Below are 23,272 nucleotides of genomic sequence, written 5' to 3'. Positions count from 1 at the left end.
GAGTCACTAGTTAGTATATGCTTTTTAATGAAAGTAAGAAGGTTTTTTGTTAGGAATTATGAGTCAATTTGTTGGTGCATTGATAACTATGTAAATTAATGGGGATAATGACTATCCCCTCATGTTATATCAGTCGATTACTTTCACATCCCAACGGGCATCTTCGCCAGCCAAAAATGGAATAAGCCTTTCATTATTGCAATCGATGTGTTCAATAATGGTAGCAGGTTTGCGAGTCAGTTCGATAAAGCCTTCATTGACAGGTAGCCCGTAAAATTTAGGGCCATTAAGTGAACAGAAAGCTTCAAAATGCTGTAATGCATTCATCTCTTCAAACACTGTTGCATAAGCAGGTAACGCTGATGGTGCGTTAAAGACGCCGGCACAACCACAGGAGGACTCTTTTTTATGTTGTGCATGTGGCGCCGAATCTGTACCTAGGAAGAAGCGATCACAGCCACTGGCGACGGCTGCCCGCAAAGCCTCTTGATGTACATTGCGTTTCAGCACAGGCAGGCAGTACAGGTGTGGACGAATCCCGCCAACCAGCATATGGTTGCGATTGAACATGAGATGTTGTGGAGTTAATGTCGCTGCCAGATTGTCATCGCTTTCCAGCACATATTGTGCAGCTTCTTTGGTAGTGATGTGTTCAAACACAACTTTCAGTACTGGGAACTGGTTACGTAGTGGTTCCATAACTTGTTCAATAAAACGGGCTTCTCGATCAAAAATATCAATATGAGAAGCAGTAACCTCGCCGTGGACGAGCAGAGGCATCCCCAGTTTTTCCATCACTGCTAATAGTGGATAAATATTCTTTATATCAGAGACGCCGTGACTTGAATTGGTTGTGGCATTGGCAGGGTAGAGCTTACAGGCGGTAAAAATACCTTCTTTATAACCTATTTCTATCTGAGAGCTTTCAGTAGTGTCAGTAAGATAACAGGTCATAAGAGGCTGGAAGCGATGCCCTTTGGGAATGGCTGCTAATATTCTGTCTCTATAGGCCTTGGCGCTGACCACTTCTGTGATCGGTGAAAGCAGATTAGGCATGACGATAGCTCGGCCAAAGTAATGACTGGTATAGGGAACGACGGTTTTTAGCATTTCACCATCACGAAAATGAATGTGCCAGTCATCAGGGCGGCGGATTTTTATTGTGTATGATTCAGTGGTCATGAGAAACCGGCTCCAGTATATATGATAGGAACGAAAGATGCTGAGTTCAGCATATTCAGGCCGGGAATGGATGATAAAGCTAAAATGCTCGAATAGCTATTAATGAATATAATTTTTAGAAAAAAGTCAGTTAAATCAATTAGGTTAGGGTAATCAGAGGTGGATTTTCTTATAACAAAGGAAAAAACGAAGTAGGAGGGTAAAAATAGAAATGAAGTTGGCTCCTCCAACTGGACTCGAACCAGTGACATACGGATTAACAGTCCGCCGTTCTACCGACTGAACTATGGAGGAACTCCTTCACAACGCGGCGTATATTAGTGATATGCTTCGGCTTTGTCAAAGTAGAAAATGATAAAAGTGGTTTGTTTGCTGGCAAAATGCACTTGTTGTTATATTTTTATGCTAATTAGTTTAGGGGTGATGGAATTTTATTCCATTAACGTAAGTTGAGTAGAATTATTGTGCTTATGTTATGAGTAAATGGTGGTGGAGAATGTAAGTAGAGGGGGCAGAATAGCAAAAATCCCGCCTTAAGCGGGATTTTCATAATTTGGCTCCTCCAACTGGACTTGAACCAGTGACATACGGATTAACAGTCCGCCGTTCTACCGACTGAACTATGGAGGAACTCCTTAACAACGGGATGCATATTAACGGTATGTTTTTGCTTTGTCAAAGTAGAAAATAACAAAAATAGTTTGCTTGCTGGCAAACTGAGCTTATTGATCTGTTTTTATGCCGAATAAGGGGTATTTGCTGGAAATGTATGCTATTAGGAAGCAGGTTGATCGGAATTATTACATTACATTGTAAGTAATGGTGGGATCAGGAATGCAAAAAACCCGCGCTAGGCGGGCTTTCTTATGAATTTGGCTCCTCCAACTGGACTCGAACCAGTGACATACGGATTAACAGTCCGCCGTTCTACCGACTGAACTATGGAGGAATTGTCCTTGACAACGAGGCGAATAATATCTGGGTATTTTGGGCTTGTCAAAGGGGAAAAGTGAAAATTGAGTTTAATTGGTTAACTGGTGTTCAAAGTGATGTTTTTTAGTCAATTAAATTTTCAGCTCAAGAAATATGAGAATTAACTGATATTTTTCTATGATAATTAGATGTTGAAAATGTAATCTATATTTTTTATTTGGAAAATAATTAATCATGATCATTAAAAATATAATTAAATATATATCAGTTAATTTTTCCTTGGTGTTATTTATGATATTTTTATATTTTATGGTAATTTTCCTATTTGATCTGTTTTAATAGATCACTTATTGTATTTTGATATTTATTAGCAGATTTACTCGGCTATAATTATTAACTGAAAAAGTAATTTATTATCTGAGCTTTGATTTGGAAAACATGATATTAATCCATGCTAAAGCGAATATTAAAGAGCTTGTCATTGATAATTAAATCTCATTTACTGCTAGTGCACTAAGATATTCTCAATTTAATAATATATTTGTATGTACATATAAAATGCAATGAAATGAATAAAAACCATTTCAGAAAAAATCTTAAATTAAATAGTTGGTGAGGAGGCAAAAATAATTTTAAATATAAAATAAGAAAATAATATCCCTCCTAAAAGAGTGGCTAATTTTCTGGTGATTTCTATAAAATAGATGAGGAGAAGTCATGAAGTTTTTAATTAATACTGATGTCACTAACTGGGTTTCACATAAAGACTGGTTTAACGTTCCATTACGATTGTTTGTAGTTTTACAGGATGATGATGGTTCTGTACCACTAGAAAATTACAAAAGTAAAGTCGTAGTGAATGGCTTGAATGAAGGCGAATATGAAATCGTAAATAAAGATAGCATATTTAATTCCGTTAGTAGAGCGTCTGAAATATTAGTAAAAATTAAGACAGATCAGAAGGTTAACGCTACAATTGGTTTTGATGTTGAAGTAACGGATGCTAGTGGTGGTGTGGTAGCGAAAGCCGTGCTTAATCGATTTAAACTGAAATCAATAGGATTGGCAGCACCTGTATATCCGGCACATTATGATAATGTTATTAGCAGTGACGATATAAAAGCAGGAGTTAAAGTACTTTTTACTGATTCCAATATCTTAGATAAACATGATCTGAAGTTTGTTTTTGATAATGATAATGTTGAGGTTGTTCCTGGTGTGCAAAATAGCGGTGATATTCGTAGTTTGCCGGTAAAAAGTGTTCTCCTTACTGAAGGTAAACACGATAGCCTTTATTACACTATTAGCGAAAGTGGTACTGCTAGATTTTCTGCTATTCAACGTGTATTTGTAGAACTTGATGAGGATTCTTCAACAATTCAGGTTCGTCGCGATTTAGAAATACCTTATATTGAAGAATATGATGAAAACAAGGGCCGACCAATTGGTGAGAATATTATTGATTATGACATCAATATTCTGGTCAGCGATGCTAAACTTAAAGGTAGGGAGTTGAAAAAAGGTACAGTACATATAAGAGGGTATTCTGCTGACAATCGGGATACAGGAGAGTTAGTATTAAAGATAGATTCTTTGCAAGGTAGTGAAGATAATATTTTCCGGTTAGCTGTGATTAAGCCTGAAGAAAATGCTGATGGTCAGCCGGGTGGAGTTGATTTCTTTAATTATATAGGTAATGGTCAAGTAAAAATTCATTACGAAATATCATTTGTTGGTGAAGTGAATATATTGCATAAATCTAAAGAGAAGACTTACAAGGTAGTTCTGGACTAATTGGCTTGGTGCTCGTGAATGTGTTATTGTTTATATAGAAAAAAGCCCAATTCACATTGGGCTTTTCTTGCATATTAACTGTTTTTATACCAGTTATCTTATGCATGTCAGAGATTCTCTTGAGTATCTCTGGGCTGAAATTTGGCTCCTCCAACTGGACTTGAACCAGTGACATACGGATTAACAGTCCGCCGTTCTACCGACTGAACTATGGAGGAATCGTTCCTGAGAACGGGGCGAATATTAGCGATGAATTTAAAATCTGTCAACGCAAAAAGTTTATTATTTTGTTATTTGCTCGCCGTGTGAACGTATTGTATTACAATTGTACTATTTTACTGAAATTGAGTACCTTTGTTCATTATCAGCTATCCATGATCGGCAACGATATTGCTATATGTGATTGTTCAGGAAATGCCATGATATAAACATCATAAAAATGAATTTCACCTTTCATGTGTATAATGCGTTTGATTTCATCTTTTATTGCCAATGGAACATGAGGATGGGAACAGAGCTCTTTGATTGCGCAATCTGAGATTTTTTCGCTAACGAACCATTCGCCGTTGTAACACACTCGTAGATCAAGTACGCCGATATCATCAAACCGATACACAGGTTTGATTTCGAATAATAAAACCGCTGACATAATAATGAAGAGTACTGTAAAAGCGAGCAGTGAAAATAAATTAAAATATGGGGTATACCAAATAAGTGCGGCGAGAAACAGGTAGGATACAAACATAGCCAGGCAGAGATAAGGATGATGATTGATAAACTGGCTGTTAAAACGAGGTTTACCATCACGTTGTTCTGCAATGTTGATTCGTTCAAGATCCTGAATCAGTATCTGTTTAATGATATTCATATATTGACCTGATTAAGCAAAGGAAAAGTGAAATATTTTCATCACTATTTGCCCTCAAGGTTAGCATGGCGGAGGTAATCTTACGTAGATCAGTTGTCTTATTTTAATCTGCCAACTGTTATTGACTAAGATTAACTCTAGTGCTTTCATTAAGATAAAGGTTGAATAAATCAAAAAAATTTATAACTAATGACATTGTTTGTTAAATAATTGCTTTAATAATGAGCATAAATATTTTTTTTAAAACACCAGTGCATAAAAAGGTTGCTATTCCTTTTCTATCATGAGTTAATGCAGCCGGCCTGATAAACAGACCTACTTTATGTACGACATCTTGAGTTAATGAGTTATGTGTAAGTGTTATCCTCAGATAGCCTTTGTTGACGCGTTTCCTTCTTAGTGCCTCCATAAGTAATAGCTGATATAACTGGCCAATACATGCCCAATGGTGGCAAAATTTTTTCGATATATAGGAAAGTCACAATGTCTGACAAAATGAAAGGTCAAGTGAAGTGGTTCAACGAGTCTAAAGGCTTCGGTTTCATTACCCCAGCTGACGGTAGCAAAGACGTATTCGTTCACTTCTCTGCCATTCAGGGTAACGGTTTCAAAACTTTGGCAGAAGGCCAGAACGTAGAATTCACCATTGAAAATGGTGCGAAAGGTCCAGCAGCAGCAAACGTAACAGCTATCTGATTGCTTGGATGATTTTTAAGCCTGTCGCTATTTTCTATAGTGGTGGGCTTTTTCTTGATTAAAGTCATATCCTTCTTTACTTATTAATTACTCCTGATTATACTTCGTCCAAATTTTATTGGAGAGATAGCCATTGGACAGTCAAAGTTTTCAGTTAAATAGACAATAAAACGGCAAGCTGTTCATTTCCTTCCGATTTGCTGCTTGCCAAATAAAGCGGGCAGTACCACTCAAAATATCTGAGCTGTACTTACTCAAAAAAATGGTGTTATCCGGTACTTAGTCAAGTGGTCAGGATAGTATATTGGGTTTTTATTATGCTGTTATATATTTACGCTTTGCTACCTCCTGGTATGGACAGAAAATAGGGCTGAATTAAACATTCAGCATACATTTCTGTGTGCAAAATAAATGCACATGATTATTTATCCATTTGGTTGTATGGAGAATGTCATGTTAATAACTCCTTTTGTCTTTCATTTATTATCGGCTATGTGTTTTGGTGCATTAATTGGTGCTGAGCGCCAATGGCGCCAACGTATGGCTGGTTTAAGAACTAATGCATTAGTTGCGACCGGCGCGGCAGTTTTTATCCTCAGTTCAATAACAACTTCACCCGATAGTGCCGGTCGTATTGCTGCACAAGTTGTTTCAGGCATTGGTTTCCTTGGTGCTGGCGTCATTATGCGGGAAGGTATGAATATTCGTGGATTAAATACCGCAGCAACTCTATGGTGCTCTGCTGGAATTGGCGTGTTGTGTGGCCTTGGGCAATATTGGCTAGCTGCGATAGCAACCGCCATTATTCTCTGCGCAAATATATTGTTACGTGAAGCTGCCCAACGTATTAATTTACAGCCCAGGCAGCAGGCCACTGAACAGGCGCAGTGTTATAAAATTCACGTAGTGTGTGACAGTGATGACGAAATTCTGGTGAGAACCTTGGTATTACAGGCTCTCAATGGAGTAGCTGTTAGGTTACAATCTCTAAGTTTCGCCGACAGGGTTCAACCTGGAAAATTTGAAGTGCGTGCTGAAGTGTTAGCAACACTGGCTGAGCAAAAAGAGATAGAAGCAATTGTTTGTCGTATAAGTCTGGAAAAGAGCGTTAGCTCAGTAAACTGGAAAATTGCTTCTGAACCCTCGATCTGAAAATCTTTTGTATAAAACAGCATCACTAGTTTGATAAAGAATTACCATTGACGAATGGTGTTTCGTCATAAGAAACAAACAAAGCGTTGCCTATGGTGTGTTTTCCCGGTTGGGCAACGTGTAATCAAGAAACCATTTATACCCGTTATCTTTCAAGTTGCCTCTTTGTTGGCTGCACTCGCTCACCCCGGTCACATAGTTCTCTATGCTCCCGGGGATTCGCTCCCTTGCCGTCGCGATGCATCTTGAAATCCATTGGGTATAGCACTATTTTCCGAATAATTTAAGGTTTCCGAATCATTAAGGTGAATATTTCGCCCGTGATGCTTTTATTTATACGTAGGTAATTTTGGCAAGAACAAATTATAAACAAAGCTGTGAAGCTTGTGATTAAAACGGTAGTGTCAGTCAGTACTGCGTTGTGGTTTTTCCGATCTTGGTAGGGAGAATAACTGATCGGATATCTTGTGCTAGACGAGATTATGTTCGTGTGCTATTTGAGACAGATATGGGAAGTGATACTAGTCAAACAGCTACCATTGTTACAATTAAATCTGTCGTTAACTGTGGATTTCAGATTACGTTTGGTCGTAAGTCAGGTTGATTACAAATTTGCTTTATACCCGTAATAGTTTTGGATGGTATTGTTGATTAATGGTTTCACCGGGTAAAAGTCGTTCGATGCGGTATTCTTAGCCTTAGTTATTGTTGTTAGATTGATTGTTAACATTGTTACTCTTATATCAGAATTTAGTCGTGGTAAACCTGATATAGGTATCATACGTGGGTACAGAAAAATTGATGAGTTGATATTTAATTTGGTTTGCTGTCAGTTGCTCGTTTCTGCCTAGAATTTTCAGTGAAAATATCAATTATTTTCAAAGGCTAAGTAGAAGAAATGATCTAAGTTTGTTCTTATATAAGAGTAAAATAGATAATAATTCTGCTTGATGGAGAATGTCGTGAAAAAATAATGAAGGCTGCCAATGGTTACCATCAGACAAGATTTTAGGGTATTAATTTAACAGTTCGATATTTATCCGATGATAAAGTAAAAATGCAGCTCATCTTTATGGTGATGAAAGAGTGATGATATTACAGGAGTTGCTAACTTTCCTTGAGCCAGTAGAGAGGGGGTAGTTTCTGTTATTTCTGTATTAAGAGAGAGTGGAGTGGCAGCAAGAGTTCTTACCAAGGGTAACTCTGCTATTACTGTCAGGATTTGTTATGGTGTAGGGTTAGAATTCAAAGTTATTTTAACATTCTAACAAACAGAGCTGATAGCGACTGAAATCTTGAGAAATGAAATCAAATTGGTATTTAGCAAACTGTGCATCGTAAAAATCCTGTGTTGCAAAAGAACGGGTATACGGTTGGTTTCTTGATGATAACATTAATGATGCTATGGTATTGAGATCTGCTGATGTAGGAGTTTTTGTTGGCAAAGGTACAGATAGTGCAAAAAAAGCGATAGATATTACCAGCCTTGGTAAGAACTTAAGCGGGTTAAATGAAGGGTAGTTAAGAGAAGAGAGCGAGTGGGAGTATTATCAAGTGATTGAATATAACGACAAGTTTGAACTTTGGTAATGTTTTTTTAGTGTTGATTACCAGAGACTTTATTCCATTCTTTCTGGTACAAGATATTCGTTTACTAGTACAAGATCTGATGTATGATATTTCTTAGCTTTTTTATATCCTGAGAAAAAGATTATAAATGAGGGATTAAAAATATTGGATATTCTATGGTGCTGATAGAGCTAGCTTGTATCATTTTTAGCTGTGTGGATATATCTATTGATATTAATTATTTTTTTAGTGAAAAATTCTGCTAGTTGAGTTTTATTTCAGCCAGATTAGTGTATTGAATTGTTACTTCCTCAGGTATTTTTTGTTCATATATTATGCGTGTAAGGGATGTGTTTTGTCCAAAAAACAGAGACATTTCCAGTGTTATTGATTACATAATTGATAATGATTCTCGATATCTATATTCCTTTCTTGTTTGATGAACTATTGGGTTTAGCGTCTTTGCTCTGAGAGTATTTTCTGTGATTAGGTTAGGTTGTAATCGATTGTTGCATTAACTGTCATATTTGATGAATAATTATAATTACTCGGAAAATTATCACTACTATTTATATGGGTAAATAAATTTCTTATCAAAGTTCTATTTTTTCCATTTTTTCATGGAATATCAGGGTCTTTCTGTTACCAATAATTATAATTTCATTATTCTGGTTGGAAATGATATTGATTTTTATTACTGCTGATTATTTTTGCAATAAATCTCAATGAATTATTTTTTTTCTGTACATTTAATTATTCTATCTATTCTTATAATATAAAAAAATGACGTTTTTGATATAGATTAATGACGTCATTAGCTATGTTTTTTATATATGAAAATAATGTTTTTGGGATGGTGATCGTAAATTTCATATGAAATAATGAAAGATGAGAAAAATAACTTTTAATATTTCATCTAGTTTGTATTATAAGAATATGTGAGTTCGGAAATGGTGTGTATTTTTTATTTAAATATTAATGTGTAAACTATCTATTTCTTGTATTATATAAATGGTAGTAATTTTATTTATGATAGATATTCAATAAAGTTATATATTTATATAAATTGGGGATTTTATTTCTGGAATTGTATCTATTATAGAGCTTTACAGCAGATTTTAAGGATAATAAATCACATTCAATCCGTTTAAAATGCCTAATGTTTTTAAAATATATATATTGATAATGTGTAAATTTAATTAATGGTTAATTTGAAGTATGAAGATTAAAGATGAAAAAGATAAAGTAATTAATAGAAGGGTTTTGTGCATTATTATATTATGAGGTATGATTTTTGATAAATTTTTCTAATGGTTTTTGCTGCTATTTGGGTTGTCGAGAGTCGAAATAGGCCTATTTTTCTGGCTATCTCTATGCTGGATATTGGTTGTTATGCAATCAATAAAATGTTGTTATAGTTGTTTTTTTATTCATTATCTTACTGTATTTTATGCTATTTTTGTATGGTTAGTGTTATCTGCGCATGGGGGTATACATTTTTAGTTAAGCCTTTAGGTTAAAAAAAGCACAAATCTAAACGAAAAGTGATCATACCAGTATCTTTTTTGCAACTAAATTTTACATAAACTTAATCTGTTTTATCGTACAAATGGAGATACCGGATCTCAGAATAAGATGATTGTTTATACTTATTACTCAGGGATAAAACTGTCTTTTTTGATGCTAGTTTGACTAAGGATAGGATTTTTTATCGTTATTTTAAATTTATAAGTTTAATAGATCGTATAAAATCAAAAAATATATCTAATATTTTTATTTAGATAATTTAACTTATTAAAATTGAGAATTCGGATTTTATTTAATTGTTTGAATAGTTAATGAGCAATTCATCGATTAAATGCATATTAAAAGCCCTTGTTTTTGTGAGTTATGTCACATAGTATTTAAAATTGCGCCCTCTTTCCGTTGTATAAGTCGATGATTCAGGAGTAAAGTTGTTCCGTATTAAGAATATTCTTAATCGCCAATGAAAAATGTTATATCAGGTAACGCAATAATACTTTTGTAGCTCACTACCGTAATATTTTTGAAGTTGGATGAATCAAAAGTAATACAAAGGATGGTTACTGCTCTGACTAAGCCTGTATATTTTAGTTATGTAAGAGATTATTAATCCCTAAGCTATTTTAGGAATTTTGTCACGAGTGGTTTTTCGAACACTTAACTGATTTTTTAATGTAATCGGACGGGATAGAGAAATGAGTACGGTTGAATTGCTCAAACATATTTATGACATAAATTTATCGTATTTGCTTTTAGCTCAGCGATTAATTAACCATGAAAAAGCGTCAGCGATGTTCCGTTTAGGTATTAGTGATTCTATGGCTGATACGTTGTCTGAATTGACATTACCTCAGTTGGTCAAGCTCGCTGAGACTAATCAATTAGTCTGTAATTTCCGGTTCGAAGACAGTGAAACTATTCAGCAGCTTACTAGGGAATCTCGAGTGGATGATTTACAACAAATACATACAGGCATTTTGTTATCTACTCATTTATTTCAGAAGTTATCTTCGAAAGATGATACGTCAGTGAAAAAAAGAGCATAAGAGATGGCCGAGAAAAGTATAGTTCAAGAAGCTAAGGATATACAGTTGGCGATGGAACTCATCACTTTGGGGGCACGGTTACAAATGCTTGAAAGTGAAACGCAATTGAGCAGAGGGCGACTGATTAAGCTTTATAAAGAATTGAGGGGAAGCCCCCCGCCAAAAGGGATGCTGCCTTTTTCAACTGATTGGTTTATGACGTGGGAACAGAATATTCATTCATCGATGTTCTATAATGCCTATCGTTTTTTGCTCAAGAGTGGTTATTGTGAAGGTGTAGAAGCTGTTGTTAAAGCGTATCGACTCTATCTTGAACAATGTCCCCCTGTTGAAGGAGATGTCCCGGTTTTGGCGTTGACTCGCGCCTGGACTTTGGTACGTTTTGTCGACAGCGGCATGTTGCAACCTTCACAGTGCCGTACTTGTGGTGGAACTTTTATTACTCATGCTCATCAACCTGTGAATAGCTTCGTTTGTAGCCTTTGCCAACCGCCATCGCGTGCAGTAAAAAAACGTAAACTTTCCTCTCAGTCTGCCGATACTAATTCACAACTGCTGGATGGACTTGCTCAGCACGCAGTATGAATTTAAATGGGAAAATTATTCCTACAGGTTACGGATGGTACTTTTTCTCCTGTAACCTGTATTGAAACCACAACCATTCTGGATTCAGACTGTTCAATTTCCCATCCGCTCACCAACTTAGCTAAAGGATATCGCGTGTTAGTACTTTTAGGATATATCGTAGTTTTTGGTGCGGTAATTGGTGGTTACCTGATTGTAGGTGGTCATTTAGGCGCACTTTATCAACCTGCTGAATTTTTAATTATCACTGGTGCTGGTATCGGTGCTTTTATTGTGGGTAACAACGGAAAAGCGATTAAGGCAACATTGCGTGTTTTGCCAAAGGTAATGCGTAGATCTAAATATAACAAAGTGATGTATATGGATCTGATGGCGTTGCTTTTCCGGTTGCTAGCAAAATCCCGCATGCATGGTGTCTTAGCATTAGAGCGAGATATCGAACATCCTCAGCAGAGTGATATTTTCACCCAGTATCCGCGTTTGCTTAAGGATAAGCATTTGATGGATTTTATCACTGACTACATGCGATTGATTGTCAGCGGCAATATGAATCCTCATGAAATTGAAGCTTTGATGGATGAAGAAATTGAAACTTATGAGCAGGAAAGTGAGATCCCGGCAACCAGTTTGACGATGGTTGGAGATTCTCTTCCTGCTTTTGGTATTGTCGCCGCAGTTATGGGGGTTGTTAATGCCTTAGGTTCGGCAGATCGCCCGGCAGGGGAGCTTGGCGTGCTGATTGCTCATGCAATGGTTGGGACATTCCTCGGTATTTTGTTGGCATATGGTTTTATATCACCACTGGCGACATTGCTGCGTCAACGCAGTGGTGAACACATTAAAATGATGCAATGCATTAAAGTGACATTATTATCCAGTCTGAATGGTTATGCACCGCAAATCGCTGTTGAATTTGGTCGTAAAACACTGTACCTCACAGATCGTCCTTCTTTCACTGAATTGGAAGAACATGTTCGCCGGGTAAAAGCGCCTGTCCAGCAAGAAACTGAAGAGCAAGCATGAAGGCGCGTAACGTCTCTGTCATTAGGGTAAAAAGACGTAAAAGAAATGGCATCAAACATCATGGCGGTTCATGGAAAATTGCTTATGCTGACTTTATGACCGCCATGATGGCGTTTTTTCTGGTTATGTGGCTGCTGGCGATTTCCAGCCCGCAAGAACTGACCCGAATTGCAGAATATTTCCGTACCCCGTTACAAGTTGCAATCAATAAAGGCGAGCGTAGCAGTGATAGCTCCAATCCTATTCCAGGAGGAGGAGAAGATATACTTCATCAGGAAGGCGATATTCTGCGTCAGGTTGAAGTCGTTGAAGCTAATGATGAGGCTCGCAAATTAAATAGGCTGCGTGAACAACTTGATCAATTGATCATTACTGATCCCCGCCTTAAAGCATTACGTCCACATCTGTTGATTGACATGATGGATGAAGGGTTACGTATCCAAATTATTGACCGGGAAAACCGGCCAATGTTTATGGTTGGCAGTGCAAAAGTTGAAAGTTACATGAGTGACATTTTGCGGGCTATTGCACCAATCTTGAACGATATTCCCAATAAAATCAGCCTATCCGGTCATACCGATGACTTGAAATATGCTAATGGCGAGCGTGGTTACAGTAACTGGGAGCTTTCCGCAGATCGGGCGAATGCATCAAGGAGAGAGCTGTTGATAGGTGGGCTAGATGAAGGAAAGATATTGCGGGTGGTTGGCATGGCTTCAACGGTTCGCCTGAAACAGGAAGATGCCAGCGCCCCGGTTAACCGTCGCATCAGTATCTTAGTGCTCAATAAGCAAGCGGAAGAGCGGATTGAACAGCAAAACACTGGCAGCAATTCCTTGATTATTAATGATAGTCAGGAAATTCACGAGGTGATTGGAAAGGATTCGACTGAAAGTAGGCCAACACAACAGTCTAATGAAATCACAGTATTGGCCCAGCCAGCACCAGCATCGCTGAGCGCTGAGTCTAATCGTGTACCGACTAAGGTGACAAAGTAACAATGGATATTACCGAGTTTTATCAGACCTTTTTTGATGAAGCAGACGAATTGCTGGAGGATATGGAGCAGCATCTATTGCAGCTCGATCCTGATGAGCCGGATCAGGAGCAATTGAATGCTATTTTTCGTAGTGCTCACTCAATAAAAGGTGGCGCTGCGACTTTTGGTTTTATCAAACTACAGCAAACCACGCATGTTCTGGAAAATTTGCTGGACAGCGCCAGACGAGATGAAATGAGTCTGACGACTGATATTATCAACCTGTTTTTAGAAGCGAAAGATATTATGCAGCAACAGTTGGATGCCTATAAAAGTTCTCAGGAGCCGGATGAAAGTGCGTTTACCTACATCTGTGAGACTTTGCGCCAGCTTGCATTGGAAGTACAGGAAGAGAATGAAGGCGGGGTTGAGTCTGTCGTAGATGCGGTGACGCCGGAGGTGCCTGAATCTGAGCCAGAATTAAAATCGGAACTTGTTGCGGCTGAAAACCAGCAAGGCAGAGTTCGGGTTCATCTTTCTGGTCTGAAAGAGCGTGAAGTTTCTCTGATGCTTGATGAGCTGAGTAATCTGGGGGAGGTTTACGATGCTGAACAGACTAGAGATAGCGTTGAAGCATCATTGGTAACATCAGCCACAGAGGACGATATCACCGCAGTGCTCTGTTTTGTTATTGAGCCGGAACAGATCACTTTCTTGCCGGTAGCTGAACCCAAAGACAAAGTTAAAAATAAAGATACAGCTAACGTCGTTAAAACAACTATGCCGGAAAAAGGCTCCACTCCGCCTGTCGGGCGCCCTGCGCCGACACCACCGGCTGGATCGCCACGTCAACGGGCAGAATCTTCCAGTATTCGGGTTGCGGTTGAGAAAGTTGATCAACTGATAAACCTGGTTGGTGAATTGGTTATTACCCAATCTATGTTAGCTCAGCACTGTAACGCTCTTGAACCGACTTTGCATGGCGATTTGTTAAATTGCATGGTGCAGTTGCAGCGAAACTCCAGAGACTTGCAAGAATCTGTGATGTCTATTCGTATGATGCCAATGGAATATGTGTTTAGCCGTTACCCGCGTTTAGTCAGGGATCTTGCTAGCAAGCTGAATAAAAAAGTGGATCTCACTTTGGTTGGCAGTTCCACTGAATTGGATAAAAGTTTAATCGAACGCATTATTGATCCCCTAACTCATCTAGTCCGTAACAGTCTGGATCATGGTATTGAAGAGCCAGAAGCTCGGCTTGCTGCGGGCAAACCTGAAACGGGCAACCTGACACTTTCTGCTGAACATCAGGGAGGGAATATCTGTATTGAAGTCGTGGATGACGGCGCCGGGCTAAATCGTGAAAAGATTCTGGCTAAAGCGATGTCACAAGGATTGTCGGTTAGCGAAAACATGAGTAATGAAGAAGTTGCTATGTTGATTTTTGCCCCAGGTTTTTCCACGGCTGAAGTTGTAACAGATGTATCTGGCCGCGGTGTAGGAATGGACGTGGTTAAGCGAAATATTCAGGAAATGGGAGGACAAATCCAGATTAACTTCCAGGCCGGTAAAGGGACAGTGACGCGGATTTTGTTGCCTCTGACACTGGCAATCCTTGATGGTATGTCAGTGAAAGTGAATGACGAAGTGTTTATTTTGCCATTGAGTGCGGTGGTGAGTTCTCTTCAGCCGCAGGAAGAAGATATTTATCCCTTGGCGGGCGATGAAAAATTATTGCATGTCAGAGGAGAATACTTGCCGCTAATTAAGTTATACCGGGTTTTTGATATTCCTGATGCCAAAATAGATCCGACGCAAGGAATTATTGTGATAGTACAAAGTGCTGGCCGTCGTTATGCTTTGCTGGTTGATCAATTAGTTGGACAACATCAAGTGGTCGTGAAAAATATCGAAAGTAACTATCGCAAAGTACCGGGGATCTCCGCTGCCACAATTATGGGTGATGGTAGCGTGGCGCTGATTATTGATGTTTCTGCTTTGCAGCAACTCAATCATGACCAATTGGCACTTAGCAAAGCTGAGTTATTAGCAAAAAATAAGCACTGAGTTGAATGGGGGAGTATCCCCATAGGAAATCGTCAATCTCACAGTAAAAGGTAAGATCATGTCGGCTATAGAAGCGTTTAATAAATTGTCAGGAGAAACTGCCGGGGAAGGGTATCTGATCTTTACCCTAGGTAATGAAGAGTATGGTATCGAAATACTGAAAGTACAGGAGATCCGGGGCTATGATCAGGTCACCCGTATTGCAAATACTCCGGCATTCATTAAAGGGATAACCAATCTACGTGGCGTTATTGTGCCTATTATTGACCTGAGAATTAAATTTGCTCAAGAAACGGTTACCTATAATGATAATACCGTTGTTATTGTTCTGAATCTGTTAAACCGGGTAGTGGGTATTGTGGTTGATGGCGTTTCGGATGTTTTATCACTCAAAGCTGAGCAAATCTGCCCGGCGCCTGAATTTGCAGTGACGTTATCTACCGAATATCTGACGGGATTAGGCTCACTCGATGATCGCATGCTGATTTTAGTGGATATTGAGAAATTGCTTAATAGTGAAGAGATGGCGTTAGTCGATTCAGTGGCTAAAAACTAATCATTAAATGTGGCTGCCATCATCGACAGATGGCAGCCAATTCTTGTCTATAATTCCCGTAAATTCCAAATCAGAAAAAATATTCAAATTTCTTTTATTCAACCAGTAAAGTTTTCCTTGGTGATGCCGATAACAGAGCCATGCTGATCTATTGTAAAAAGGGAAAACATGTTTAACCGAATGAAAATAGTGACCGGGCTGATGGCGGTCATCATATTATTTGGTGCTCTGCAATTTGTATCCGGGGGACTTTTCTTCCATGAGTTGAAAAGTAACAAAGAAAATCTAGAAATACTGGATAAAATGCGGGAACAGCAGACATTTTTAAATGACACTTGGGTTAATTTGTTACAAGCTCGTAATAGTTTGAATCGTGCTGGCATTCGCTACATGATGCAAAAAGATGAGGGTGTCAAAGGTGTCGATAATTACTACACGTTGGAGCAGTTACTGACTGATGCCAGAAGTAACCTTTCTATTGCAGAGCAGCGTTTTGAACAATACGAACAGACTGCTAAATTGCCTATTCATGAATCAGAAAGTCTTAATCGTCTTAAAAAAGCCTATGATGTTTATATTTCAGCGCTGCATGAGCTTATTGTTCTGATTGAACATGATCGAACGGTAGAATTTTTCAACCAGCCAACGGGCAAATATCAGAGTGCTTTTGAGGAAGAATATAACTTCTATTTGACCCAAAACGATCACCTCTATTCTGATGTGGTATTTGATGCAAATATCTCCTACAGAAATGCGATGATTATGTTGGGTATTGTCATGCTGATTCTGGTTTCAGCCATGATTTTTAGTTGGGTTAGCATCAAGCATAGTTTGCTCAATCCGTTAAACAAATTATTGGAGAACATTAAGGCGCTTTCTACCGGTAATTTGACACAAAATATTACTGTTTCAGGCAGAAATGAGATGAGTACGTTAGCCATTGGCCTGAAGCATATGCAAAAAGAATTTATCACTACTGTCACTAGTGTTCGTCAGAGCAGCGAAAGTATTTATGACGGAACCAGTGAAATTGCTGCGGGAAATAATGATCTCTCCTCGCGTACTGAGGAACAGGTTGCTTCTTTAGAAGAAACTGCCGCCAGTATGGAACAATTGACAGCAACTGTACGTCAAAATGCGGAAAATGCTCGTCAGGCAAGTAACCTGGCTGATAGTGCATCTGAAGTTGCCCGTCAGGGTGGGAAAGTTGTGGCGAATGTTGTACAGACAATGCGTGAAATTGCCGGTAGTTCTCAGAAAATTTCCGATATTACCAGTGTTATTGATGCTATTGCGTTCCAGACTAACATCTTGGCGCTGAATGCCGCCGTGGAAGCCGCACGTGCCGGTGAACATGGACGCGGGTTTGCGGTTGTGGCAGGAGAAGTGCGTAACCTTGCACAGCGTAGTGCTGAGGCGGCAAAAGAGATCAAAGCATTAATAGAAGATTCAGTGAGCCGCGCAGATACTGGTTCTGTTCTGGTTGAGAGCGCCGGTGAAACAATGAATAACATTGTCAGTTCAGTCACCCGTGTAACTGACATTATGGGTGAAATTGCATCTGCATCTGATGAACAAAGCAGAGGGATAACTCAGGTTGGTCTGGCTATCTCTGAAATGGATCGTGTAACACAACAAAATGCGGCTTTAGTTGAGCAATCCGCTGCGGCTGCGGCTGCACTGGAAGATCAAGCGGCTGGATTAAAGAAACTGGTTTCTCTATTCCAATTACCGAATCTTGACGATAAATCTCAACCCGAAATGAAAATTGAGCATTTGCCTGTGGTTAAAACTCCTCCTGCTAAATCGAATCCACCGGTGTTGAAGAAAGTCAACAATGTGGAAGAGCAAGCTAATTGGGAAACATTTTAAAACACTAAGCGATAACCGCGGCTGCATATGCAGCCGTTAACAGAGGTGATTACATGTTAGGCAGGCTTCGTATATCAACCAGTTTATATCTGTTACTGATGATGTTTTGTGTAATGCAGATGATCTCAAGTGGTTTATCACTTGGAATCATTCATGCAGATCAATCCTATATTGAACGAATTGATCTGGGAACACAGAAGAGGGATTCTTTAGGGTTGAGCTGGGCAGCTTTGCTGCAATCGCGTAATACACTTAATCGAATCGCTGTAGGGAAAACGCTGCAACAATCTGAAGCTCATATTGAGAGTATGATCGCTAATGTTAAGGAGACTTTGGATAGGGCGGAGATGCATTTTGCCGAGTTTATTGCGCTGCCTAAATTAAATGAAGAGGATGGTAGCAGCGTATTACTGGCTTCGGTAGAAACCAGTTATAAGGAATATATCAAAGCGCTTAGAGAACTCTCGGTTTTTTTAGAAAGTGGTAATTATGATGCATTCTTAAACCAGCCGACAGAAAAGTATCAGCAGCAACTTGAATCTGATTTCAACCATTACATGCAGTATATCGGAGAAGAAATTACAACTGCGGTACAAGATGGTCGTCTTTATTACCAAATTGCCGTTGCTATGTTTGCCGGTGCGATCTTAATGGTACTGGTTGTTGCCTGGGCGGCTCATTGGTGGTTAAAAAAGAATCTGCTCAGACCTTTTGCCAATATGCGTAGTCACTTCCAGAATGTTGCGGAAGGAAAACTCAATAAAGAGGTTTCTGTTTTCACCCAAGATGAAATTGGTGAAGTGTTTTTCAAATTGCGTGAAATGCAACGTTCACTTGTTAATTCCATTACTTTGGTAAAAGAGAATACCAACTTAATGTATAGCGGTATTCAGGAAATTACTCAGGGTAATACCGATCTCTCCTCCCGCACTGAAGAGCAAGCGGCATCATTGGAAGAAACCGCAGCCAGTATGGAACAACTGACTGCAACTGTACGTCAGAACGCGGAAAATGCTCGTCAGGCCAGTGAATTGGCGGTATCTGCATCGAAAACAGCTTCTAAAGGAGGCGAACTGACAGTTGATGTTGTGGAAACAATGGATGCAATTGCCAATAGCTCACAGAAAATCAGCGCCATTATCAGCGTTATTGATGGCATTGCATTTCAGACCAACATTCTGGCGCTGAATGCGGCGGTGGAAGCAGCACGGGCCGGTGAACAAGGGCGAGGTTTCTCTGTTGTTGCCGGAGAAGTGAGGGATCTTGCTCAACGAAGTGCCGAAGCAGCGAAAGAGATTAAAACATTAATTAGTGAATCCGTTCAACGTGTAAGCCAAGGTTCCGAGTTGGTTAGCCATGCCGGGAAGACCATGAATGAATTGGTGGTTTCTGTAAATCAGGTGACGGATCTGATGGCTGAAATTGCTGCGGCATCTGATGAACAAAGTCGGGGTATTCATCAGGTAGCACAAGCTGTTACACAAATGGATCAAGTTACTCAGCAGAACGCTGCATTGGTTGAACAGTCGGCAGCAGCAGCAGCGGCGCTTGAAGACCAGGCCGATATTTTGGTGCAAATAGTGGCACAGTTTGAGTTACCTGATAATTCAGAAAATAAGCTTGAAAATGAACTTTCACTGACGCTGAGGTCTGCGGATAGCGAAGGGGCAGTCAGTCAGACTCGTTGAGGCCAGATGAAACCAAGTTTAATTGCTTCAGCGACAAGTAGTTTGTCATCTTCGCCGCTGAATCACATGATTCAGCGTTATACCATGTCAGATGCGCATTTTAAGCGCATCTGCCAGCTTATCTATCAACGTGCGGGTATTGTGCTGGCCGCACATAAACGGGAGATGGTTTACAACCGTTTAATTCGGCGTTTGCGTACCCTTGGAATACGTGATTTTGGGCAATACCTGTTCATTCTTGAAAACGACATGGGTAGTGAGGAGTGGCAGGAATTTGTCAATGCGTTGACAACTAACCTGACGGCTTTTTTCAGGGAAGCTCATCATTTTCCTCTGTTAGCTAAACATGCAAGTAAGAAGAATGGAGCGTATCGAGTATGGAGTGCAGCGGCATCGACAGGAGAAGAGCCATATTCGATTGCAATGACGCTAAGCGATGTATTGGGGGAACGTTTTCACCAAGTAAAAATTATTGCCAGTGATATTGATACCCATGTACTGGAAAAAGCACGCAAAGGGGTTTATCGATTGGATGAGTTGCGTCAACTGACCGATCAACAGAAAAAGCGATACTTTTATAAAGGTGTTGGATCTTATGAAGGTTATGCGCGTGTCCGGCCCCAACTTGCTGACATGGTGACATTCCAGCATCTAAACCTGTTAGATCCTAATTGGCCGTTTGAAGAGAAGTTTGATGCCATCTTTTGCCGTAATGTTATGATTTATTTTGATAAAAAGACGCAGGAACGGATACTGCGTCATTTTGTTGCTTTGTTAAAACCCGATGGATTGCTCTTTGCGGGGCATTCTGAAAATGTCACTCAAATAAGCCGGGAATTCTACTTGCAAGGACAGACCGTTTACGGTGTAGGCCGGGCAAGGAGAGGTCATGAATAAAATAACTGTTCTTTGTGTCGATGATTCAGCGCTGATGCGTCAAATCATGCGAGAGATCATCAATAGCCACCCGGATATGGAGGTAGTGGCTTGTGCTCCAGATCCACTGGTAGCACGTGATCTAATTAAAAAGCATAACCCGCAGGTACTTACACTGGATGTTGAAATGCCGCGTATGGATGGCATTGATTTTCTGGAAAAATTAATGCGTTTACGGCCAATGCCGGTGGTTATGATCTCTTCTCTGACAGCCAAAGGCTCTGAAATCACATTAAGGGCATTGGAACTTGGTGCTGTTGATTTTGTAACCAAACCTCAATTGGGTATTCGTGAAGGCATGCTGGCTTACAGTGAACTTATTGCGGAGAAAATACGGACAGCAGCACAGGCTAAACTGTCTGTGCCAATAACTACGCCGATAAGTTCTGCTCCATTAAGTTTTAAGCCTTTGTTATCCAGTGAAAAACTGATAGCAGTAGGGGCTTCTACTGGCGGAACGGAAGCCATAAAAAATTTGTTGCAACCGTTACCTGTCACCAGCCCGGCACTGCTCATTACTCAACATATGCCACCCGGTTTTACTCGTTCTTTTGCTGAACGGCTGAATAAACTTAGCCAAATTACCGTCAAAGAGGCTGAAAATGGTGAACGGATTTTACCGGGGCACGCCTACATTGCTCCGGGTGATCGCCATATGGAACTGTGCCGTAATGGCGCTGATTATCAGGTTCTGATTACCGATGCACTGGCGGTTAATCGTCATCGTCCGTCTGTAGATGTGTTGTTCCGATCAGTGGCTAAATTTGCCGGCAGAAATGCTGTTGGCGTGTTACTAACTGGCATGGGCAGCGATGGCGCGGCAGGTTTACTGGAGATGAAGCAAGCTGGAGCGTACACATTGGCGCAGGATGAAGCAAGTTGTGTGGTATTTGGTATGCCAAGAGCGGCAATACAAATGGGAGCGGTGGATGAGGTTATGGATATACTCAAAATGAGTAAGAGAATGCTGGCAAAAATAAGCTCGGGGCAAGCTGTCCGTATTTAACCGCTATCGGATATACCCTATGGATTTCAAGATGCATCGCGACGGCTAGGGAGCGAATCCCCGGGAGCATAGATAACTATGTGACCGGGGTGAGTGAGCGCAGCCAACAAAGAGGCAACTTGAAAGATGACGGGTATAAATTTAATTTTTTAAGCGGCCCTGCGCTGATTGATAAATAATTTCAAGGAGTTTTTATGGCGAATAAGGATCTGAGATTTTTGGTGGTTGATGATTTTTCAACCATGCGTCGCATCGTTCGTAACTTGTTAAAAGAATTGGGCTTTAATAATGTGGAAGAAGCTCAAGATGGGGCAGAAGCCCTGACTAAGATTCGTGCATCTCAATTTGACTTTATTATCTCTGATTGGAATATGCCCAACATGGATGGTTTAGAGTTACTAAAAATCATTCGTGAAGATGCTCAATTAGCTAAGATACCGGTTTTGATGGTGACCGCAGAAGCGAAGAAAGAAAATATCATTGCTGCCGCGCAAGCCGGGGCCAGTGGTTATGTTGTTAAACCTTTTACCGCAGCTACTCTGGAAGAAAAGCTCAACAAAATATTTGAAAAACTGGGCCTCTAAGGAGACATAATGAGTGTAAATCCAGTCATGCCAAGGGATGAGACCATTAGCGCCAGTGAAATTATCAGCCGTATCGGCCAGCTCACGCGTATGTTGCGTGATAGCTTACGTGAGTTGGGATTGGATAAAACTATTGCTCAGGCGGCTGAGGCAATACCTGATGCGAGAGAACGTTTGGACTATGTTGTGCAGATGACAGCGCAGGCGGCGGAAAGGGCGCTTAATTGCGTTGAAGCGGCGCAACCTCGCCAAAATGAGTTAGAGTCATCGGCAATATCATTGAAAAAACGTTGGGATGAGTGGTTTGAAAACCCAGTTGAGATGCCTGTGGCGCGTTCATTGGTTATGGATACCCGGAATTACCTCAATACGGTACCTGAACATACCGCATTCACTAACGCTCAACTGCTGGAGATCATGATGGCGCAAGACTTTCAGGATCTTACCGGTCAGGTTATCAAGCGGATGATGGATGTTATTCAGGAAATAGAAAAACAGTTGGTGATGGTATTAATGGAAAACATGCCGGCTGATCAGATGGCGAAAACCAAGAAAGAGACTGATAGTTTGCTAAATGGTCCGCAGGTGAACCAAAACGGCGTGGGCGTTATTGCTAATCAGGCTCAGGTCGATGATCTACTGGATAGCTTAGGTTTCTGAATAAATGTGGCAGGGTGAACCTGCCACGCAGGATTAAAGATTTTCGGAAATATAATAATGGTGTTGAACGGTATTAATCTTATTCTCTTTACCTTATAAAACAAGAGCATAGCAATAATATCTAAACCAAATACAACATCCAGAGAACACCAAACTTTTATTACAGCGATATCCTACTTAATGAGGCACTTCAAATTTAAAGTAATCGCTGAGGAGAATTATTTTATCGTCCATAATTTCGATTAATGTCACGCCCATATTGCTATAAATATCACTATTTTTACGACGCCCTTCATTTTCCCAAATAACGCAAGCCTGGTTATTACTAGCAATGAACCCAGTTTGCGTGAAATGTAAATATTCAAAATTTGAGAAAAGTTTCTTGAGAAAAGTAAGCGACATCTTTTTACCTACCATTGGTGGAAGGCCCGGATAATAAAGTGAAATATCTTCAGAAAAAATATTATCCAGTTGTTTAAGGTCATACTGATTCATTGAACTGAGAAGCTCTGCGGTTAATTCATTTATTCGGCTCATCATGTTTTGTCCTCT

18 protein-coding genes and 4 tRNA genes are annotated in these 23,272 nt (G+C 39.8%); 15 read left to right on the top strand and 7 right to left on the bottom strand.

The window, feature by feature from the left end:
• Positions 1–129: 129 nt before the first annotated feature.
• The 4 genes from pyrC to OO184_RS05185 form a co-directional block, all read right to left on the bottom strand.
• Entirely contained in the window at positions 130–1,182 is a 1,053-nt protein-coding gene (gene pyrC, locus OO184_RS05200; protein WP_265378264.1) for a dihydroorotase, read from the bottom strand.
• A gap of 218 nt (positions 1,183–1,400) precedes the next feature.
• Positions 1,401–1,476 (bottom strand) — tRNA-Asn (locus OO184_RS05195).
• A gap of 260 nt (positions 1,477–1,736) precedes the next feature.
• Positions 1,737–1,812: transfer RNA gene (locus OO184_RS05190), tRNA-Asn, on the bottom strand.
• A 243-nt stretch (positions 1,813–2,055) separates the two neighbouring features.
• Positions 2,056–2,131: transfer RNA gene (locus tag OO184_RS05185), tRNA-Asn, on the bottom strand.
• 701 nt (positions 2,132–2,832) lie between these two features.
• Here OO184_RS05185 and OO184_RS05180 point away from each other — a divergent pair.
• The gene (locus OO184_RS05180; protein WP_265378263.1) at positions 2,833–3,909 is read left to right on the top strand and encodes a hypothetical protein; all 1,077 of its coding nucleotides are present in this window, start codon (positions 2,833–2,835) and stop codon (positions 3,907–3,909) included.
• A gap of 142 nt (positions 3,910–4,051) precedes the next feature.
• On the opposite strand, the gene OO184_RS05175 is transcribed toward OO184_RS05180, so the two are convergent.
• Both OO184_RS05175 and OO184_RS05170 read right to left on the bottom strand, forming a co-directional pair.
• Positions 4,052–4,127, bottom strand: a tRNA-Asn gene (locus tag OO184_RS05175).
• Positions 4,128–4,273: 146 nt separating this feature from the next.
• Positions 4,274–4,777, bottom strand: coding sequence for a YlaC family protein (locus tag OO184_RS05170; protein ID WP_265378262.1), 504 nt, complete (start codon positions 4,775–4,777; stop codon positions 4,274–4,276).
• Between the two features lie 483 nt (positions 4,778–5,260).
• On the opposite strand from OO184_RS05170, the gene cspE reads away from it, so the two are divergent.
• From cspE to cheZ, 14 genes are all read left to right on the top strand, one after another.
• Positions 5,261–5,473 (top strand): transcription antiterminator/RNA stability regulator CspE, encoded by a 213-nt coding sequence (gene cspE, locus OO184_RS05165; protein ID WP_010847246.1) that lies wholly within the window; start codon positions 5,261–5,263, stop codon positions 5,471–5,473.
• A 453-nt stretch (positions 5,474–5,926) separates the two neighbouring features.
• Positions 5,927–6,625, top strand: a complete 699-nt coding sequence (locus OO184_RS05160; RefSeq protein WP_265378261.1) for an MgtC family protein — start codon at positions 5,927–5,929, stop codon at positions 6,623–6,625.
• A gap of 3,788 nt (positions 6,626–10,413) precedes the next feature.
• On the top strand, positions 10,414–10,764 hold the full coding sequence (gene flhD / locus OO184_RS05155) for a flagellar transcriptional regulator FlhD (RefSeq protein WP_036775787.1): 351 nt from the start codon (positions 10,414–10,416) through the stop codon (positions 10,762–10,764).
• Between the two features lie 3 nt (positions 10,765–10,767).
• Positions 10,768–11,349: a flagellar transcriptional regulator FlhC gene (gene flhC / locus OO184_RS05150; RefSeq protein ID WP_088372025.1), complete on the top strand. Its 582-nt coding sequence runs from the start codon at positions 10,768–10,770 to the stop codon at positions 11,347–11,349.
• 135 nt (positions 11,350–11,484) lie between these two features.
• The gene (gene motA / locus OO184_RS05145) at positions 11,485–12,372 is read left to right on the top strand and encodes a flagellar motor stator protein MotA (RefSeq protein WP_036775785.1); all 888 of its coding nucleotides are present in this window, start codon (positions 11,485–11,487) and stop codon (positions 12,370–12,372) included.
• Positions 12,369–13,370 carry a flagellar motor protein MotB gene (gene motB, locus OO184_RS05140; protein ID WP_265378260.1) on the top strand — a complete coding sequence of 334 codons (1,002 nt, stop codon included), beginning with the start codon at positions 12,369–12,371 and terminating at the stop codon, positions 13,368–13,370. The genes motA and motB overlap by 4 nt, the downstream gene beginning before the upstream one ends.
• Before the next feature lie 2 nt (positions 13,371–13,372).
• Positions 13,373–15,418, top strand: coding sequence for a chemotaxis protein CheA (cheA, locus tag OO184_RS05135; RefSeq protein ID WP_265378259.1), 2,046 nt, complete (start codon positions 13,373–13,375; stop codon positions 15,416–15,418).
• A 58-nt stretch (positions 15,419–15,476) separates the two neighbouring features.
• Positions 15,477–15,974: a chemotaxis protein CheW gene (cheW, locus tag OO184_RS05130; protein WP_265378258.1), complete on the top strand. Its 498-nt coding sequence runs from the start codon at positions 15,477–15,479 to the stop codon at positions 15,972–15,974.
• A gap of 168 nt (positions 15,975–16,142) precedes the next feature.
• Positions 16,143–17,846: a methyl-accepting chemotaxis protein gene (locus OO184_RS05125; RefSeq protein WP_265378257.1), complete on the top strand. Its 1,704-nt coding sequence runs from the start codon at positions 16,143–16,145 to the stop codon at positions 17,844–17,846.
• A gap of 53 nt (positions 17,847–17,899) precedes the next feature.
• Positions 17,900–19,534, top strand: a complete 1,635-nt coding sequence (locus OO184_RS05120) for a methyl-accepting chemotaxis protein (protein WP_265378256.1) — start codon at positions 17,900–17,902, stop codon at positions 19,532–19,534.
• Positions 19,535–19,540: 6 nt separating this feature from the next.
• Positions 19,541–20,431 (top strand): protein-glutamate O-methyltransferase CheR, encoded by an 891-nt coding sequence (gene cheR, locus OO184_RS05115; RefSeq protein ID WP_049582063.1) that lies wholly within the window; start codon positions 19,541–19,543, stop codon positions 20,429–20,431.
• Complete coding sequence (locus OO184_RS05110) at positions 20,424–21,476, top strand: protein-glutamate methylesterase/protein-glutamine glutaminase (protein ID WP_265378255.1); 1,053 nt, start codon at positions 20,424–20,426, stop codon at positions 21,474–21,476. The genes cheR and OO184_RS05110 overlap by 8 nt, the downstream gene beginning before the upstream one ends.
• A gap of 194 nt (positions 21,477–21,670) precedes the next feature.
• Complete coding sequence (gene cheY / locus OO184_RS05105; RefSeq protein WP_049582061.1) at positions 21,671–22,060, top strand: chemotaxis response regulator CheY; 390 nt, start codon at positions 21,671–21,673, stop codon at positions 22,058–22,060.
• Between the two features lie 9 nt (positions 22,061–22,069).
• The gene (gene cheZ / locus OO184_RS05100; protein WP_265378254.1) at positions 22,070–22,720 is read left to right on the top strand and encodes a protein phosphatase CheZ; all 651 of its coding nucleotides are present in this window, start codon (positions 22,070–22,072) and stop codon (positions 22,718–22,720) included.
• A 177-nt stretch (positions 22,721–22,897) separates the two neighbouring features.
• On the opposite strand, the gene OO184_RS05095 is transcribed toward cheZ, so the two are convergent.
• The gene (locus OO184_RS05095) at positions 22,898–23,260 is read right to left on the bottom strand and encodes a nuclear transport factor 2 family protein (protein WP_265378253.1); all 363 of its coding nucleotides are present in this window, start codon (positions 23,258–23,260) and stop codon (positions 22,898–22,900) included.
• Positions 23,261–23,272 lie beyond the last annotated feature (12 nt).

This window comes from Photorhabdus aballayi (assembly GCF_026153155.1).
GTDB classification, from domain to species: Bacteria; Pseudomonadota; Gammaproteobacteria; order Enterobacterales; family Enterobacteriaceae; genus Photorhabdus; species Photorhabdus luminescens.
Note: the sequence above shows the minus strand (reverse complement) of the source record. Positions and strands in the feature narration are given on the sequence as shown.